This is a genomic window from Salegentibacter profundi (assembly GCF_054121475.1).
Genome location: NZ_JBSYGG010000002.1, coordinates 235,409 through 253,476, shown reverse-complemented (window position 1 = coordinate 253,476; position 18,068 = coordinate 235,409). Strand labels below are relative to the sequence as shown.

The 18,068-nt window shown below is 36.5% G+C and carries 17 protein-coding genes; 9 read left to right on the top strand and 8 right to left on the bottom strand.

All coding sequences use genetic code 11. The features are described 5' to 3' along the window. Window positions 1-39: 39 nt before the first annotated feature. From ACW6NC_RS03975 to ACW6NC_RS03955, 5 genes are all read right to left on the bottom strand, one after another. Window positions 40-702 (bottom strand): P-loop NTPase family protein, encoded by a 663-nt coding sequence (locus ACW6NC_RS03975; RefSeq protein ID WP_034892256.1) that lies wholly within the window; start codon window positions 700-702, stop codon window positions 40-42. Further along, window positions 686-1,441 (bottom strand): hypothetical protein, encoded by a 756-nt coding sequence (locus ACW6NC_RS03970; protein WP_133549765.1) that lies wholly within the window; start codon window positions 1,439-1,441, stop codon window positions 686-688. Before ACW6NC_RS03970 ends, ACW6NC_RS03975 begins: the two co-directional genes overlap by 17 nt. A gap of 2 nt (window positions 1,442-1,443) precedes the next feature. Then, window positions 1,444-1,725 (bottom strand): helix-turn-helix domain-containing protein, encoded by a 282-nt coding sequence (locus ACW6NC_RS03965; RefSeq protein ID WP_034892262.1) that lies wholly within the window; start codon window positions 1,723-1,725, stop codon window positions 1,444-1,446. 251 nt (window positions 1,726-1,976) lie between these two features. After that, entirely contained in the window at window positions 1,977-2,810 is an 834-nt protein-coding gene (locus ACW6NC_RS03960; protein ID WP_133549767.1) for an RteC domain-containing protein, read from the bottom strand. 102 nt (window positions 2,811-2,912) lie between these two features. Further along, window positions 2,913-5,330 (bottom strand): aminotransferase class I/II-fold pyridoxal phosphate-dependent enzyme, encoded by a 2,418-nt coding sequence (locus ACW6NC_RS03955; RefSeq protein WP_457863887.1) that lies wholly within the window; start codon window positions 5,328-5,330, stop codon window positions 2,913-2,915. Window positions 5,331-5,555: 225 nt separating this feature from the next. On the opposite strand from ACW6NC_RS03955, the gene ACW6NC_RS03950 reads away from it, so the two are divergent. From ACW6NC_RS03950 to ACW6NC_RS03935, 4 genes are all read left to right on the top strand, one after another. Beyond that, a complete protein-coding gene (locus ACW6NC_RS03950) occupies window positions 5,556-5,942 on the top strand; it encodes a DUF7793 family protein (RefSeq protein WP_450104925.1) in 387 nt (128 codons plus the stop codon). A 1-nt stretch (window position 5,943) separates the two neighbouring features. Further along, window positions 5,944-6,810, top strand: coding sequence for a helix-turn-helix domain-containing protein (locus ACW6NC_RS03945; RefSeq protein WP_457863886.1), 867 nt, complete (start codon window positions 5,944-5,946; stop codon window positions 6,808-6,810). A 77-nt stretch (window positions 6,811-6,887) separates the two neighbouring features. Next, the gene (locus ACW6NC_RS03940; protein ID WP_450104923.1) at window positions 6,888-7,349 is read left to right on the top strand and encodes a MauE/DoxX family redox-associated membrane protein; all 462 of its coding nucleotides are present in this window, start codon (window positions 6,888-6,890) and stop codon (window positions 7,347-7,349) included. Between the two features lie 69 nt (window positions 7,350-7,418). Next, window positions 7,419-7,688 (top strand): DUF6520 family protein, encoded by a 270-nt coding sequence (locus tag ACW6NC_RS03935; RefSeq protein ID WP_450104922.1) that lies wholly within the window; start codon window positions 7,419-7,421, stop codon window positions 7,686-7,688. Between the two features lie 59 nt (window positions 7,689-7,747). Here the strand turns inward: ACW6NC_RS03935 and ACW6NC_RS03930 are convergent, their stop codons facing one another. Genes ACW6NC_RS03930 through ACW6NC_RS03920 form a run of 3 tightly spaced genes read right to left on the bottom strand, consistent with a single transcriptional unit; the run spans window position 7,748 to window position 15,045 of the window. After that, window positions 7,748-10,627 (bottom strand): insulinase family protein, encoded by a 2,880-nt coding sequence (locus ACW6NC_RS03930; RefSeq protein ID WP_457863885.1) that lies wholly within the window; start codon window positions 10,625-10,627, stop codon window positions 7,748-7,750. 3 nt (window positions 10,628-10,630) lie between these two features. Beyond that, complete coding sequence (locus ACW6NC_RS03925; RefSeq protein WP_457863884.1) at window positions 10,631-12,037, bottom strand: RagB/SusD family nutrient uptake outer membrane protein; 1,407 nt, start codon at window positions 12,035-12,037, stop codon at window positions 10,631-10,633. An 11-nt stretch (window positions 12,038-12,048) separates the two neighbouring features. Continuing rightward, window positions 12,049-15,045: a SusC/RagA family TonB-linked outer membrane protein gene (locus ACW6NC_RS03920; protein ID WP_457863883.1), complete on the bottom strand. Its 2,997-nt coding sequence runs from the start codon at window positions 15,043-15,045 to the stop codon at window positions 12,049-12,051. Window positions 15,046-15,373: 328 nt separating this feature from the next. On the opposite strand from ACW6NC_RS03920, the gene ACW6NC_RS03915 reads away from it, so the two are divergent. From ACW6NC_RS03915 to ACW6NC_RS03895, 5 genes are all read left to right on the top strand, one after another. Then, window positions 15,374-15,556: a hypothetical protein gene (locus tag ACW6NC_RS03915; RefSeq protein WP_457863882.1), complete on the top strand. Its 183-nt coding sequence runs from the start codon at window positions 15,374-15,376 to the stop codon at window positions 15,554-15,556. A gap of 134 nt (window positions 15,557-15,690) precedes the next feature. Beyond that, entirely contained in the window at window positions 15,691-16,047 is a 357-nt protein-coding gene (locus tag ACW6NC_RS03910; protein WP_457863881.1) for a hypothetical protein, read from the top strand. Between the two features lie 163 nt (window positions 16,048-16,210). Beyond that, on the top strand, window positions 16,211-17,059 hold the full coding sequence (locus ACW6NC_RS03905) for a helix-turn-helix transcriptional regulator (RefSeq protein WP_457863880.1): 849 nt from the start codon (window positions 16,211-16,213) through the stop codon (window positions 17,057-17,059). A 69-nt stretch (window positions 17,060-17,128) separates the two neighbouring features. Then, window positions 17,129-17,851, top strand: a complete 723-nt coding sequence (locus ACW6NC_RS03900) for a metallophosphoesterase family protein (RefSeq protein ID WP_457863879.1) — start codon at window positions 17,129-17,131, stop codon at window positions 17,849-17,851. After that, window positions 17,841-18,062 (top strand): DUF7220 family protein, encoded by a 222-nt coding sequence (locus ACW6NC_RS03895; RefSeq protein WP_457863878.1) that lies wholly within the window; start codon window positions 17,841-17,843, stop codon window positions 18,060-18,062. The genes ACW6NC_RS03900 and ACW6NC_RS03895 overlap by 11 nt, the downstream gene beginning before the upstream one ends. Window positions 18,063-18,068 lie beyond the last annotated feature (6 nt).

The window sequence follows — 18,068 nt, the reverse complement described above, 5'->3', positions numbered from 1 at the left end:
TTTGAAATTAAAGATAGATCCAAGTTACTAAAAACTCATCTACTTCCTCTTATCCCCAGCATTCCTATCAAAAGCTACTAAATTAAATAATTCACGCATCCGGCTACGAACACGGTTACCATATCGTTCTTCCAGTTCTTCTGCATTTAAATTCGTAGTGGCGTGGGTCCTTAGCTTTTTACGGGTCTCAAGGAAGAGTTCATACCGGGATAACAGCACTTCACCCATAACGTTTAGATCCTTACCATAGAATCTTCCAGGGGGTTCTACGCCAAGGTCATCAAAACAAAAAAACTTAGTATCGCCATAATCCTTAATAGTTTTATAGCCTATATGGTTGAAACTAAATGTAACATTTCGGCAGGGAATCATTTCATAAGGACGCTGCCTGGGAGCCAAATGCCTTAGGAGCTTCATTAGAGAAGTCTTACCACATCCTACAGGCCCGGACAGTAATATTCCCTTTTCTAGATCGAGACCATATTTTTTACAGATTGCTTCATCCCGGATGAAATAGGAGGTGAGTTTTAAGAGAATAGCCTTGTCTTCTTTGTAAATCTTAAATTGCTTTCCAAAAAGTAGCTTGCCCTTAGCATCGAGATATTTTAAAATTTTGGGAAAGTCATAATGAACGCAAGTCCCATCGAATTTCCCCAGGGAATACTCCACACCGCCTTCGGTTATTTTAGAGGGGTTGTCCATAATCTTTATTTTTAGTGGTTCGCAAGTTGTCCCGGAAATGGGACACCTCCTGCTTTTTATTTAATCTATTTTTTTCTTTCATAAGCGATTTTTGTTCGACCCAATATTTTGCTAGAGCTCTCCAATCTCTCACGTCAGAACCATCGCTTGTCTGCCACTGCCTGTCTTCATAGTACTCGTAAAACTCTTTTCCATCATCAGGATTAAAATTTTTATCATTAAAAAAATCTAAAACTATCTGCAAGCTGTTTGGTTGTTTATTATGTTTTATTGGTTTAGTATTGTTTATAGTAGATACCAATACTTGTCCACCTGAGGGACGCTGCGAGTACACAGCTTGTTCATTATTGGGAGGGTACCGGTTCACTACTGGTTCTCGTATGGGATGGTAGCGTTCCGCAAGATGTTCTAATTTGGGATCGTAATAGTCTTCTGCAGGTTCATCACCTGTCCCAATAATGGCCATCTTAATTTTACTGCCTTTGTAAGGATTATTTGATGGGAAGTAGCAAAGGTATTCCCAGGTATCAAGATCGGTTACACACCTGTGATAGGTAGATTTAGAACCGATCTTGGCTACTTGCATTAAATCCCTGCGGTTTACAAAAAAATCCTTTGCAAACCGGCTACTATTCCATTCCTGGAATAAGGCCATATATAAGCTAATATGGGTAGGATTCAAGCGATCATCATAATAGAACTTCTCAAAAGCGGCGTTTAATTGCTTGATATAGTTCATTGCTATAGATCTAAATTAAGTACACGATTCTCTTCCATGACCTTTTGAATTTCAGCAGCATCGTAATAAATAATACCTCCTATCTTAGTATAGGGTAGCGTCCCATTTATTCGTAAATTTTGAAGCGTTCCCGGGCTTATTTGTAAATAATCCATGACCTCTGCAGATTTTAGGTATTTTTTTATTTTACCTGATTTTTGCTGGTTCAACAGTTGTTTAATGTCTTCGAGTAATTCCATTTTGAAATCCTGAAGATCGTCTGTAGTAATAATTGATGTTGGCATAATAGAACAAATTTTATGGCTCGGAACATTTCATTTGTTTGTTCCTGACCTGGTTTATAATTGTTCTATAAAATTGAAATTGTTTGCAGGAAATAATTCCCTAGGTTTTTCGTAGTACGAAAAAGTTTAACGTTTAATAGAAAATGACGAGGATTGCTATAATTTGAGGTAAAGGTAGGAGGGAAGTAGCAGAAATTCTTTGTAAAATTAATGTAGAGCTGATTTTCGTAGTTACGATTTACTTCGAAAATTCACCTTTCATCATCCTGGCGCATTTTTGCTTCCAATTTTGCAGCTATTTGGTGAAGATATTTACTTCTAGGATCTTTTCTGGCTCTCATCTCACCATATGTTTTATGATAGTTATCGAGCTTAATATTAAAAAAATCTTCAAAGGCAGAGATAAGCGTTTTAAGATCCGCAGTCCCATTGTTGATATCTCCTTTAAGATATAAACTATAGATTACCTCTACTAAAGAAGTTTTGGATCCGGACCATCGTAATAAATTTGGTTGGCGTTCCCGGAAATTCCCAATGCTTCCGGGCTGTATCAATTCTAATTTCTCTCGGATATAATGGATGTACCTGTATAAAGCCTGGACTTTAGACCAAAGCATATCGTGGCTGGTCGAAAATTCAGGATTTTGATAATAGTTAATAGTTGGGCTAAAGGAGAAATCCATTTTTCCACTGCGACTGAAAAATTGTGGATCCAGGTAATTGTGGTTTTGCTCCATATAGTTGACAAAACTGTTATTTTCAGAAAAAAATCTATTGATCTTTTTAATCTCCTTTTCCAAATAACGAACTTTATGAGAGTTACCGACTTTCGGGAGCTTTAATTCACAAGACCTGACTTCGGTAAAATAAATAAGATAGCTCATCGGGAAAGGTTTTATATTTTTAAAAAACTCAATTTCCGCTTGAGTATTTTCAAAATCATTCTTATCAACTTGCTTTTGTAATTTGGAAAGAATTTTAATACATAAACTAATGCCATCTTCAGCTTTCTTCAAATCAGATTTACCTGACTGAATTAGGCTTTCAACATTTTCGCTGAATATCGACATTGTTTTCTCGAACATGAGATTTGTATTTAATAAAAACAAATAATGCCTTTGCTGTGCTATTTTCAATACGGCTTTTTATAGGGTAAATATTAAAAAATATGCTTCAAAGGGGGGGTGTTAATCTTTACGTAACCAATCTAAAGCTTCAAGACTAAAGTTGTCATCCGCTTGAACATAGGCTATTTTAGGTATTAAAGTGGCTCCCAATTTCTTTTTTTCAAAACTGGCGCTAAGGCCAAAATTAATTTTTTCGAACTTTAAAATCCCGGCCGTTTTTATTGCCTGGAGTAAAAGCTGGCGATAGACATTTAATTTTTCATTATATTCATAATCCACGCCTACAAAAGCGGGTATGAAAGTTTTTCCAGATCGCGTTATAAACATCACACCTACGATCTTATCCAATGCGTCGGGATTATCTGCTTTAAGATATAATGTTAGAAAATCCCACTTCGGACTTTTAACCATTTCAGTAAATAGCTTTTTAGGAAATTTAAAAGTGTTAATTCCTAAATTGTTACTCCAAACCTCTTCAAATAACTGGTAATATTTGTCAATTTGTTCTGGGGTAGGGGAGCATACGATCCTGGTTTTAAAATAGTTCTCAAATGCCTTGATATCCTTTCTGAAATGTTTCCTGGAGCGTTTACTGAGTGTGGAAATATATTGTTCTTCATTTCGCCAATTGAAATTGGCAATTTCACAGGAATCGGGCATTTCTAAGGAAATAAAACCTTGCTTGTGAAGAAAAGCGTTCAACGTATTTGTTTTTTCAAAATCCCTTAAAATGATGAGTTTAGCCCCTACGTTAGACTTTATTTCATCAATTTTCTCTAGAAATAACCGCATGGCTTGAATATGTAGAGGATGATCATCGTCTAAAAACAAATGGGCTCCCTCTGAAAAAACTGATCCTAAGGATAGCACCATATCGGTCATATAATAGGGATCCTGTTCACGTATTTCTTCAATGGCTTTCGAGGTTTTTGCATCCGATAGCATATCATTTTTTAAAAGCGCACTGGTAAGGGGTGCCGCCAAAATGATTTTCCCTATTTTGTCTTTTATGGTAATGTAATGGAAGGCCCAATTATGCTCCTTTAAATTATTATTGGTAAACACTTTCTCTAAAAAATCAAGACCGTCCCAATCAAATGTACCTTTTCCGAAAAAACAGGTATCCCATTCCGATTTATTTATTTGTTGAATGGTTTGGGTATATTCCAGATTTAGCTCTTCCATTTGAGTAGTTACAGGATTATTCTTTTCGGTTGTTTGGATTCCAAATGATTTGTAAATCCTGGTTAAATCAGTATGGGTTTCTTCCATAGCCAGGGGAAAGTAATAATTCATCGCATCCACTAGGGCCTGAATATCTTTCAATTCGTTATGCCTAGAAATCGTGATTCTAACTCCGGTATTTTTAAGCGGAACTGCTGGAAACAAACCAAGATTAACAAAAAAACCGGCATTCATCATTTTGCGTACAAAATTATATCCTGTAGCCGGTAACCCTGTACCAATATAAAATACCGGGGAGGTATTCTTATGTACCAGCGGTAGATCTGAAGCCTCTAGTAATTTATTAAAATATTCAATTTTAGCAGCTAAACCTGACTGTAGCTCATAGATTTCAGGGGAGAGATGAATTTCCGCAGAAGCAGTGGCAGCAGCAACTGAAGCAGGTTCCAATTGGGCTGAAAATGTTAGGGGTCCTCCGAAATTTTTAATTTTTTTATGCAATTTTTTATCAGGACATACTAGCACTGCACCACTAGCCCCAAAAGTTTTACTCAACGTGCCGATTAAGAGTAGATTCTGGGGAAGCTCTTTCAATACAGACATAACATAACCCGAACCGTGCTTTCCTTTCCAACTCATTCCGTGCACATCATCTATATAGAGGTGTAATTGCGGGTACTTTTTGGACAACTCCATTAAGTCCTGTAAAGGGGCAAAATCCCCGTACATGGAATAAACCCCGTCTGCCATATACCAAATTTTATTGGCCTTATTTCTTAAGTCTTTGATATAATGTTCCAGCATATCCATATTGCTATGCCTGATCATCCTTACTGTTACTCCTTTTGATTTTAAAACCTCCGTGGCACTTTGAACACTCCAATGTACCTGGTGATCCAAGATCACCGCATCACCATCCCTTATAGCTGTGGGAATGACTGCTAAATGCCCAAGTGTACTATTTTTAGTAATGAGTATGGGGTGCTGGTACATTTCGAATATTTTTTCTTCCAGCGGAGCATAGAGCGGGTGCGAAATATATGTTTTTGATAGAGGAAACTGGGTTCCGTATTTTTCAATTGCATCTATTGCTGCTCTTTTTAATCTTTTATCTTGTTCAAGTCCTAAGTAACCCGTGGTTCCGAAGTGATAAGAAGGTTTCCCGTTAATGGTTATACGCCGCCCGTTTAATTCATTGCCCTCTGCATGGAGATGGATTACCCCAGCATTGGTTGCATTGGTGATTACTTCATCAACCGTATCCAGAAAATTATTATGCTTAACTTTTGCCATTGCCCACTGTTTTAAATTTGAAGACTTTAAACTAAAGAAAGTTTTGAAAGAAGCGATTTTTTTAAACGCATTACTTACTCAAAATGCACCTGTAAATCAAATATTGACCCTGAAAAACAAAATAGAATAGGGATAATTACCTCCATATGAGCCTGTGGGGTAAATATTTTGCTCTAAGGATCAAGAATATTTATTTAAATTAACATCATTCAAACGGGCACAGGAATGATTAGTAAAAGGGCACATAATGATTATGCTAAGGTTTATATCGAACAGGATATTCTTCACTTTATTTATTTGCCTATCGAGAACCTTTCCCTGGATATGGCAAAAAAACTCGTAAGACTCCGGATATCGGTACAGAATAATAAATCCTATCCCGTTTTGTGTGATCTGAGGGAGGTGATCCAGGCCGATAAATCAGCTATGGACTATCTTGCTAAAGAGGGCTCAGAGCTAGCTACCGCCGTGGCCTTGCTCGTTAGATATCCGCTTTCTGCGTTTACTGCTGATTTTTATCTGCAGACCAGTCTTCCTGCCGTTCCAACCCGTCTCTTTGAAGATCCCCTTAAGGCTAAAGCATTTCTCAGTAACTTTCCAAAAAGACATTGATATGTATCACAAAAAAGATAAACAATTGGATCAAATAGCAAGCCTTATCACCGCCTTTGCTACCGGTGATTATGATAGGCGGATCAATACAAAATATTTTAAAGATAAAAATTTAGTAATTGCAGTTCTTCTAAATATGCTTGGAGGTAAATTAAAAAATGTTTTTCCCAATATCTCTCCGGATAATAACACCTCTAACCTTCAGCATTTAATTTTTATAATAAATCAGGAGTTGAATGTAATTGACTATAACAGTTCCCACGAAATGCTCATTTGTCCTGAGGCTTTAAATAGCCTCTATGGATTTTTAGATCATTATTCAGTTAAAAAAATCCAGGAATTATTTAGTTCCCAAAAGTTTGAAAAACCACTTCACTTGAATTTTAAATTAAAAGATGACCTAATTGCCACCCTTGATTCTAGATTAAGCCCCTTATCCATAAAATCCGATGTGTATATACTGTCTTCTGTCAGGAAAATTCCCCTAACGGAATTAAAAAAGTTAAGACTTGAAAAGCTCACACGCTCAACCAACCTGAAATTCGACATTAAAAAGAATAAAGACCTATTAGAAAAAGCCTACCATTATTTGATGGATAATTTGCATAAACCTTTTCCTGGAATGGATAATATGACCGAATTTCTGGATACAAATCCCACGCTTTTAAAACGCGGGTTCCCCCTTTTATATGGTTCTACTATGGCGCGCTTTCATCTTATTAAAAGATTGGAAAAGGCCAGAGAATTGTTAAAAGGAACTGATACAGTTCAGTCAAAAATTGGTGATCTGTGTGGTTTTAAAAGTGACGCACATTTCTCGCGTGCGTTTAAAAAACATTTCGGAATACCTCCCTCAAAATGTCGTTAAACAACCTTGTAGTCAAAAATCCAACTTAATGGTAAATAGTATTTTACGAACTTTATATCAGTTCAAAAATACGGAAAATGGCTTTCAAGGAAATCGAATTAATATTTAAAACCAATAAATCAACCGGGATATATTTATCGGTTCTTTTATTCTATTTTATCCTGCTATTTAGTTTTTCGGGTATCGTAAAACTAACGGATCCCTCTTTCATTAATCTATGGATCAATGAACCCTTTTTATTTAAGGGATATTTATCTGAAGTACTGGCCACAGGTTTTCCTACTACTGAAATTATTATAGCAGCCTTAATTAGCATAGAAAAAACCCGAAGCGTCGGAATTTATTTCGTTCTTGCTTTAAGCATTCTCTATATCGGCTATGCCATATGGAATCTACTAAATGCTTATGAAATGCCCTGTAGCTGCACAGGCCTGATTGCTAAATTCTCCTGGAAACAGTACCTGTATTTTAACCTTTTCAATCTAATCCTGGGTATTTCAACTATAAGAATCATAAAAAATAAAATTTTATCGCGATAAGAACAGGAATGTGAGCCGAACACCTGTAAAAGAAAGTAGGCATAATTCTAATTCATAAAAACTTAAATTATGAAACCTAGAAAATTAATTTTACCGATGATGGCCTTTATTTGTGCCATAGGAATGTCCTTCGCAACTATGAATAATTCCAGTGATCCGAACCTGGATTATATCCAGACCGAAAGTGGAGTGGAAGTCGTAGAGGAGCTTAATTGTCAAACAGGCAATGAGCCTTGTGAAGCAAGACTAACTCCAGGAGGAACACCTTACCCGGTATATGATGACCCTGCCCTTATGAACAGAAAATTAGGTGCGGGAACTGTGATAAATGCATTTTAATAAAATAAGAGTTGCATTTAAAGGACAAGCTGGGAGTCCCGGCTTGTCCTTCTTTTTTTCTACAAATTTTCCGTTTTTGATTTTATAACAAATTCATATAGATTATTATCCTTATAATATTTCTTTGCTGTCTTCATAATATCAGCCGGTGTGAGTTCTCTAATGAACCGGTAAATTTCTGAATTTTTTACCCAAGGTAGGTCAAAACGATAATACTTATAGAGTTTATCCTGAACCCATCTATGTGTTTTTCCTCCAGTTTCAGGGTTATAAATACTCATCATTCTCGCTAGACTTTGCTTTAATAGGTCTTCAGGAATTTCTTCAGTCCTTAATCTTCTTAGAATTTTCTTAAATTCAACCCTGATGTTCTCTACTTCCGCAGGATCTGTATTAAAATTGCCGCTGATTTCATATCGGTTCTTGATTACATTATAACTGCCTCCTACTCCTAAGTCATAGAGCGGATAACCCTTTTTAAAACGCAAATCCCATATCTTAGTGTCGGTAACTGCACCTAGAGCTTCGACCTTTATTCTTTCCTTCCAGTCTGAATTAGCCCCAGCTTTTTTCACGATAAAGGGCTTATACAGATTATTTTTCTTGGTATAATTTCCTGGAAAACCATATTCCTTATACACGGGGCCATTACTAACTGATTTTTCTTTTTTCTGAGTGCTTTCCTCTTCAATTTCAATATTGGATACCGGGAGATTTCCTAAATATTTAGTAGCTAAAGGCAAAACCGAATCTATGGGGAAATTACCGCTCAGAATAAATGTAAAATCTTCTGATCTTTGAAAAATTTGTTTATAAATGTTCAGGGCATCGTCCAACCTGGTTTTTTCTATACCTTCATAGCGCTTTGTCCCATACAAACTCCCTGACCTATCTCCAAAATAAGCTTTAATGAGCATGGTTAAATCCTGATTTTTAACATCAAACAGCGTTCCTGACTTTTTTATTAATTCTTTTTTCTTCCAGTCTTCAAAAGCAAGTTCGGAGGCATTGCCCTTTTGCATATATAAATAAACTAGCTGAAATAAATATTCAAGATCCTGTATTTCACTATGCATTTTAATTCCTGACTCAAGGTTATTGACGTAAAGATCAATTAGAAACCAGTTAGGACTTCTACCTAAAAGAAATTGCTGTAATTCAAATTTGCTGAATTTATCGACACCGCTGTTATAAACAATATCCGCTGAATTTAGAGCAGAAAAGTAATCCTCCTCTGGAAAGTTCATAGCTCCTAAAGGTGTGAAACCGTGAACAAAAATCTTATCTTTATTTAAGCCCTCGGGCTGGTAAGAATTTAGTATAACTTTTATCCCGTTTTTCAGGCGTATTTCCCTGGCACCGGACTCCCCGTAGCCTAAATCAATAGGCTCGGTTAAGCTCAGTTTATTTTTCTCTTTTTCACTCATTAAATACTCGGGAGTTTTAAGTGGCGTATAGGGCTCTATGCTAGTAGCAAAACCACTTTTTAATGTATCTCTAATTAAGCTTTCTGTAATATCGAGCTTTTCATACTTATAAGGAATGAGTACACCAATATTTTCAGGCTCATCAAAATTCAAATCGCTTATAAAAGAATTAAAATCTTCCCTGCTATAATCGGAAAGCCATTTTTTCAATAAATCAGGCTTAGCGGGCAATAAGGCCTCTCCCGAGACAATATGAACTTGTATATTTGTAATCCAAGAGCGCGAACTTTGCGGAGTTAAAGATTCAGAATTTCTCATTTGTTTGTCTACCACCTCCTGAAATTCTTTTTTGGTTACCCCGTATTCAGATAATTGTTTCAATAAGCCCATGGTTTCTTTTATGGCCACCTGGTATTTACTACCTTCACTGTTTATGAGTATTTTAAGGGATGGCGGTACAATAGAGTTTTTCAGGGTATAATATGCCCCTGAAGTAAAAAATGAGTTATAGGAAAAAGAATTTTGCTTGAATCTTTCATTAAGAATATCAATTAAAAGATTCCATTGCATTATACGGTAGGCTCCTTCCGTATTGGATAGGTTGGAATGGGTCTTCTTATCTTTGTAAAATAGTTGAAATTCAACCTTGGAATTTAAGGAGTCCCCGGTATGTATCCTGGCAAATTTATTTTCCTGGTGATAATATAAAGAATCATAATTTATAGCTTGTTCCGGATTCTGGATTATCGGAATTGTAGAAAAGCGGTTATGTACTGCTGTGGCTATACTATCTGCATTTGTAATACCCCCGACTATACTCAACGCCATTAAATCCGGACGATACCATTTTTTATAAAAACGCTTTAAAATTTTATTATCCCAGTTTTGGATTTCCTGGAAAATAGTGCTTTTATCCTTTCTTCCAGGAACCAAAAGAGATAACAGGCGATTTTCCTGAAGCTTTTTTTGAAAATTATCCCCGCCCCTGGTCACATATTCTTGTATGAAGGGACCTTTTTCTTTCTCAATATCCTGATCCATAAGTTTTAGTTTCCCTTTTGCAATATCTTCAAACCAAAGTAATGCCAGGTCCAGTGCTTCCTTATTATCCGAAGGCAATTTAAAGGTATAATAAGTGGCCTTTGGTGACGGGTGACCATTAACATCGAAGGTATTTAAGCCTAAATGATTACTTTCTCCAAGTTTAGCGTGGATCCCCTCAGGGATATTTTCAGTGGATTTGAATGCCAGGTGTTCAAGGAAGTGACTTAGTTCCAGCTGATCTTTATCCTCATGGTTTGTTCCGGCCTTCACAATGAGCGAAAGGTAGACGTTTGTATCCTTCCCAGAGGTGGGTTTTATATAATATTCAAAACCATTCTTTAATTTCTTATGCCTTAACTCTGAATCTAGCTCAGGCACATTTGGTTTTGTATTGTTTTGGGCATTTATTGTATTGAAATGTGCTAGAACTATTAGTAGCATCATTAATTTTATTACACGTGTTTCCATAAATTAATATCCTGGGTTTTGATCTAAATTTGAATTTTTTATTCGTTCTTCTGCTGGAATCGGGAAAAGTGTATCTGTATTTTCAAAACCTGAAGGTTTTGAATCAAGAACAGAAACTGCCCGGCCTGTTCGTTTTAGATCCATCCAACGATGGCCCCATTCGGTAAATAGTTCTCTTCTTCTTTCCTTTTCCAATAGGTCTATAAACGCTTCTACTTGAATCTCCATATCTAAATCTTCAACAGGCATTAATCCTGCTCTCTGACGTATATAATTCAAATCTGCAATGGCCCCTGCTAAATCTCCCTGCTTGGCTCGCGCTTCACTCCTTATTAAATACTGCTCGGCCAGCCGAAGTACCATAGAATATTCCGTGATATTATTGAAACTTTGTCTGTCCTTGTATTTCCAGGCATAGAAATTACCCGTAGGTTCATTGTACCCTACCCAGTTTATAAAGCGTTTGTCCTCGTCTTGAAACACTGCTACAAGATCCGGAGTAAGCGCAAGTTTGGTGAGATTGGGAAAGTTGGGATTAAATATAAAAATTGAGCCTTCATTGGTATTGGTAAGGATGCCACCGCTGCCCCCAATGGGTGAAATTTGCCATATTGCTTCTTTACTGTTAGCCAAAAAGACCTGGTTTAGATCTTCTATAATTTGATATTGACCATTTTGTGAAATTACCTCACTACTATAGCTTTCTGCCTGCGACCAATTTTCCTGATAAAGATTTACCCTGGCAAGCAAGGCAGCTACGGCATACCTGTTGACCCTTGTTCGTTCTCCTTCGCGGTATTCTTCTCCCAGAAGTTCCAGGGCATTATAAAGATCCTCAAAAACTTGGTTATAGATTACCGCTGTTTCTTCACGAGGCATCTGTGCATTTTCACGGTAATCTGTCGTCAGTACCAATGGTACACCTCCATATAAATTGATCAGATTGAAATAAGTGAAAGCCCGGACAAATTTTGCTTCACCAATTAGGCTATTGCTCAACTCAGCACTGAGGTTATCAGAAGCATTCACTCCCTCCAATAAGGAATTAGTCATATAAATAATATTATAAGCACTGGACCAGATGGAAAGATTGCCTGTATTATCGGGCTGGATGTTGTTTTGATAGAATTCCAACAGTGTTAGATCATTTGGTCTTATAGCCTTCAATTCGTCAGCGGATAAACCCGCAAAAACATTTACGCTGGTTTCCCGTATCCCGCCGTAAAATGATGCGCGGAACAATTGATTGTAAATGCCCGTCATAGCACTAATGGCCGTTTCGTCTCGATCGAATACAGTTTCACTAACTATTTTGTGGCTGGGTGCTTCCACTTCAAGAAAATCCTCACACGAACAAAACAGAAAGGTGACGATTATCAAACTTAATTTTATACTTATTTTATGTTGCATGACTTTCATTTTTAAAAGTTTAATTGAATTCCTCCGGTAACGGTTCTTAAAGCTGAAAATGCAGTACCTCTTCCCGGCATTTCAGGATCCATCCCTTTATAGGGAGTAAGAGTTATCAGGTTTTGTCCGCTTACAAAAAGTCTTCCACCAGTCAGTCCTATTGTCTGCATAAGACTGCGAGGAATTGAATAGCCGAAATCCAAAGTTTTTAGCCTTAAAAATGAAGCATCAGTAACCGGTAGTCCAGAAATTAAAACATTGTTGTAGGCCCTGGCGGCATCTATAGAGGTAGATGGTTGCTGAAAAGGACTGTTAGCTTGCAGAGACCTTATGACATCCGCTCGTTGATTTTCAGGGACACCGCCTTGGAAAAGAGCCAGTATTCCCTCCTGTTTGGTAAACTGCCATAGAAAACGCAGTGAAAAATTTTTATACTCTAATGAATTACTGATTCCTCCAAAGAGGGAGGGGCCGCGATCCCAAACCCGATTTCTATCATCGAAATCCAACATCCCATCACCATCAATATCTACAACCTGGTAGAGACCTGTTTCGGGATCAATTCCGGCGTATTCGTATTGTAATGCGATATTTAAAGGCTCTCCTACCTTATAGGTATTGGCATAGGAGGATTCCTGGAGCCCCGGATAACTGAATAGTCTATTTTCTGGAAAGGTTAAATTCAGCGAAGTTCGCCACCTAAAATTTTCTGAACCTATATTCAGACTAGATAATTCTATTTCCAAACCGGTATTTTCAACCGTAGCAGGCAAATTAGCCTGAACGGAACTAAATCCAGTGGTTGCAGGCAGGGGATATCCAACAAGTTGGTTGGATGATCTGTTTCGGTACCAGCTTACCCCTAAATTTATTCTATCTTTAAGAAAACCAAGCTGTATAGCAGCCTCTAATTTCTTATTTACCTCCCAAGAGTAGTTAGGATTGGAAAGCTGGTTTGGATATAAACCTCCCGGGCCAATAGTTGCTTCATATGCATCAAAATATCCATAGTCCCCGATTTGATCATTACCTGTAGTCCCGTAACTACCCCTTAATTTTCCGAATGAAAGAAATGGCAGTGCGTTATTCATAAAATTTTCTTCAGTGAAAATCCATGCAGCACCGACAGCCCCGAAATTTGCCACACGTTTTCCCGGGCCAAAACGCGAGGAACCATCCCTTCTGCCGGTAAAATTGAGATAATATTTTTCATCCCATTTAAAACCAAACCTTGCAAAAGCTGCATTGTAACGATAGTCAGTATTTAAATTATTCCCGGAAATTATGCGCTCTGCTGCACTTAGATTCCCAATAAGCGATTCTGAAACATATCCCTCTCCCTGAAGCCCCAAACCAGAATTTTCACTTTGCTGAAAAGTAACTCCGGCTACAGCATCTAAATTTAATTTTCCTAACCTAATGCTATAGGTTAACTGCGGCTCAATTATCCAGGACCGTCTCTCAGTTGTCAGGTGCGTAGACCTGTGACTCATATTTTCCCGGTTGGCTGGATTAAAAGATCTTTTAGGCCGTTTTACAATTTCATCACCCTGATATGCCGTGTAACCAAAGGCGGTTTTAAATTCTAATCCTTTTAAAATCCGGTAGGAAACCAATAAATTTGAGTTCAGGTTATTACTGCGGATTGTACTCCTATTGAAAAAACCGGATAACGGGTTATCCAAACCTGCAGCACTCCAGGATTCCCAGTTTAAATCACCCTCGTTATTAAATACCGGCGGCCCATTAGGAGGAAGGCTAAAAGCAGGGCCGGTTAAATTTAAATAGCCTGCAAGTTTGTTAGAATCGACACCATAATTTACAGATAGGTTGAATTGCAATCTGTCATTTTCAGTGGTATGATTTAAATTAATACCCGCCGTTGCCCTGTTGTAATTATAATCACCAATATATACTGTTCCCTGATTGTGATAGGAACCGCTCAACCGGAAGGTGGTCTGCTCATTTCCTCCTGAAGCATGTAGATTAACGTCTGTCACGGGAGCAGACCCTCCAAAGAACATTTCCTGCCAGTCCGTATACCTGTTTTGGTCCCAAATGGTAAGATCATAAGCATTTGCCTCCGTAGGTTCAATACCATCATTTTCAAAGGCCCTTCTTCTAATCTGTAGATATTCTTCAGTATCTAATAGCTCAACACGGTTTGGGACCACGGAAGCTCCTGAGTAAACACGAGCCTGAATCTCGGTTTTTCCAATTCGCCCCTCTTTGGTGGTTATCAGTACCACCCCGTTGGCACCTCTGGAGCCATATATTGCTGTGGCATCGGCATCTTTTAAAACCTCTATACTTTCTATATTGGCAACATTCAAGTTATTTAGCGGGTCAATACCGCTGACATCCAAGTTACTGTTACTTTCAATAGGTGCTGAATTTACCGGTACACCATCTATAATGTATAAAGGAAGATTTCCCTCCTCTCGTAAACTGTTGATACCCCTAATACGTATAGTGGAAGCACCACCAGGTAAATTCCCATTAGGTACAATCTCTACCCCAGCCATCCTCCCTTGCAAGGCTTGTATTGGGCTTACCACCGGTTGTAACTCTATTTCTTCAGCCGTTACCCTCGAAATATTTCCCGTACTTTCCCGCCTGGTCGTACTATAATACCCAGCATTAATTTTTACTTCTCCAAGGGCAGAAACATCCTCCTCTAATTGAATACTAATTTCTTCATTGTCATCTACCGGAATTTCTAAAGTTTTAAAACCTATATAGGAAAATACCAAAGTTCCATTGGCGGGAACAGTAATTTTATACTCCCCATCCAGGTTAGTTACTGTTCCTCTACTGGTATTTTTAACTGTAACGGTTACGCCTGGAATAGTCAAGCCATTTTGATCCGTTACTACACCTGAGACTTCTTGTTGCTGTAAGGCTAGGGAAGTAGTAGTTGCTGCAGTAGCATTTTTGGACAGGAAGAATAGTATCCCGCCTATAATAATTAGCGCCACCCATTTAAGGCGCGAGTAATTATTTTTCATAATTTTACGTGTGATTTTAAGTGAAACATTGTTTTACTTAAGCTTAGGCCTTCCCCTCCAGACGCCAATCTTCAGGGAAGGCTTTTAGCTTAATTCAAATAGTCCCCAATACATTTATTAAAAATGAAGGGGTTTTCCGGCTCCCTATAGCCGAAATTGCAAACCTATTACTAATGTTCCCAAAGCCCTTTTTAGGGACTTTTCCCAACCCAAGCTGTAAAAAAAATAGGGCATCACAGCACCCACGGGATTATGAAAAATTTTGCTCGTCCCGCAACGAACTTACGATTAGACATAAGATTAGGCCACCAAAACATTTACTTTGGTGTTGCGGAACTTAAAAGTTGTAGAAAATCACTTTAAAAATTATGAAGAGAAACGTTCCTGTTTTGTGAAAACAGAAAGGGCGCGGCTCAACTTAAAGAATCTGGGTACTGGTATACCTTGCAACGATAAGTTAAAAGCTCACGCCCGGGTCGTGAGCATCCTTGCTTATCATCTCGTTGCATAAAATTACCAGTTTCAGATTCGAGATTCAAAGCGAATGCTTCTAATATTTTACCTAAAGAAGTTTCGCAAATTTAATTAAATATTCTGTAATTCATTCAAATATAGAAATTAATAACGACACAAACGTCGTTGTAAATGTTAAAATTTATAAAGTATTTTACTGATGTGAAGTACGAGAAGAAACTTTTTAGGTATAGAGTGGCAGTGGGTATAGTTTTTAAAAAGTTAAGAATAGAAACCACTATAAATAATAAACCCCTAATTCAACAAGCTTTAAATGACAAAATTCAAATAAAGTACAATAAAACTTGGAATGCTGCGCGAGAAGAATCCCTCCCAAATACTACTCTAGAAAATTTATATTTAATGTGTGATTTTTTTGAATTAAGCTTTGAAGAACTCTTTAGACGCATTGACAACATTTCGGCTACTGAGATAGATGATACAATAAGACAACGAAGTAAACTGAGCCGGCTTTACAAAGATATTTAAATTACTACTTCGGCTACGGTTTACCGTAATTTCATTTTACTTTAATTTTTTATTTTTAGGGAAAACTCCGTTTATCCCGACATTATTTTGATTAAAGCAGTATTTTGTCCGGGATATAACGAGTTGTAACCAATTACAGACTCAAAAGACAATGATTTGTCATATGATTCAACTTGAAGAAATAACATCAATTCCTACCTTTTCTAATCAATTGGAAGATAAGATATTGTATTCTAATCATTCTGATGATATTTCAATAACCTATCAATCCACTTATACCATAAAATATGTTATTGATGGTATAAAATACTATAGCATTGATAATCAAGACTTAAAAGTTTCAAAAAACCAGTATTTAGTTTTAAACAATAGTCAAATTATTACTGAGGCAAAAAAGGGAACAAAGGGTTTGTCATTGTTCTTATCACCAAAGCTAATTAATGAAATATCTCATTTTTACCTTGGCTATAACTCTTCAATAAAATTTCTTGAAATAACTCAAAGAAGTTCAAATCAAAAAGTCAAGAACTTACTTGACAAAATAGTTTACCTGTATGAAAACGACCAAGTCTGTTTGAATCAACAAATGAATGATTTATTCATAACAATTTCTGAACTGATTATTCAAGAACAAGTTTCGATTGATAGTGACTTTAGAAGATTAAAGATAGTTAGGCATAATACTAAAAGAGAGTTGTACAAATCAATAATTGAAACGAAAGAATACCTTAATGACAATTTTAGAGATAAAATCTCACTTGAGTTAATTAGTAAAGAGATAGGTGTTAGTAAATACTATTTACATAGGCTCTTCAAAGAAATAAATGGAAAGACACCGCTCGAATATTTAACAGATATTCGTTTAGAAAATGCAAAGAATAAACTTCAATACTCAACGGACTCTATTTTTGAAATAGCCATTACATCAGGCTTTGACAATACAGCTTACTTTTCTAATATTTTTAAAAAACACGTTGGATTATCGCCAACACAATTTAGGAATGCTTTATAAAATCAGCAAGATTTTATAACTACTCAAAAAAGAACGCTATTACTTTTGGTTTTAGGAAACTAAAGACAAATGATGAAAAAAATAGCGCACATTACTGATTTACACATTGATGAACAATTTCCTTTCGAAGACAAAATATCAGCGAGAAAACGGTTTGACAGAATCTTAGAAAGTCTTAAAGATAATAGTATTAATCACATTGTATGCACTGGTGACATCGGAGAAAATAAAGGTATTCTATATTTCTTTGAGCAACTTAAAGAAATGGACTTATCAATTGCTTTAGGAAACCACGACAATTTTATGGAGATTTCCAAGCATTACAATTTAGGAGCCAATTATATTACAAAAAAAATCTACAGAAGTGAGCTTAAAAACTACTTCAAGTTTATCTATTTAGATTCTTCTTCAGGCATCATAGATGTTAAACAATTCCAATGGCTAAAAAAAGAACTTATAACGCCTAAACCTATCATTATTTTCATTCATCATCCAATTATTGGACTTAATCTAAAAGTAGATAAAATAGGAAAGTTAAAAAATAGGAAAGACCTCATTAAAATATTAGAGGAAACACCAAATGAAATTACTATTTATTGTGGTCACTATCATATGGAGAGCTCTTTAACTTATAAAAACATCAAGCAATGCATTACACCAGCAGTAGCTTTTCAAATTAAAAAGGACATTGATAAAATAGAAATAAATACTGCTATTTCTGGCTACAGAATTATTCAAATTGAAAACAAAACCCACTCTTCTGAAGTTAAAATTTTAAGTAATGCAAACTAAAAAACAATCTTTAATTGAAAGCTTGGCGAATGTGACAGTTGGGTTTTTAGTCACCATAATTTCATTACATATAATATTTCCGGTATTAGGAATAGAAAACCACTCGGGTAAAAATACCTTGATAACAATCTATTTAACGATTCTGAGCATTATAAGAAACTATATTTTAAGGAGATACTTTAACAAAAAACAAAAATATAATGGAAAATAACTGGTT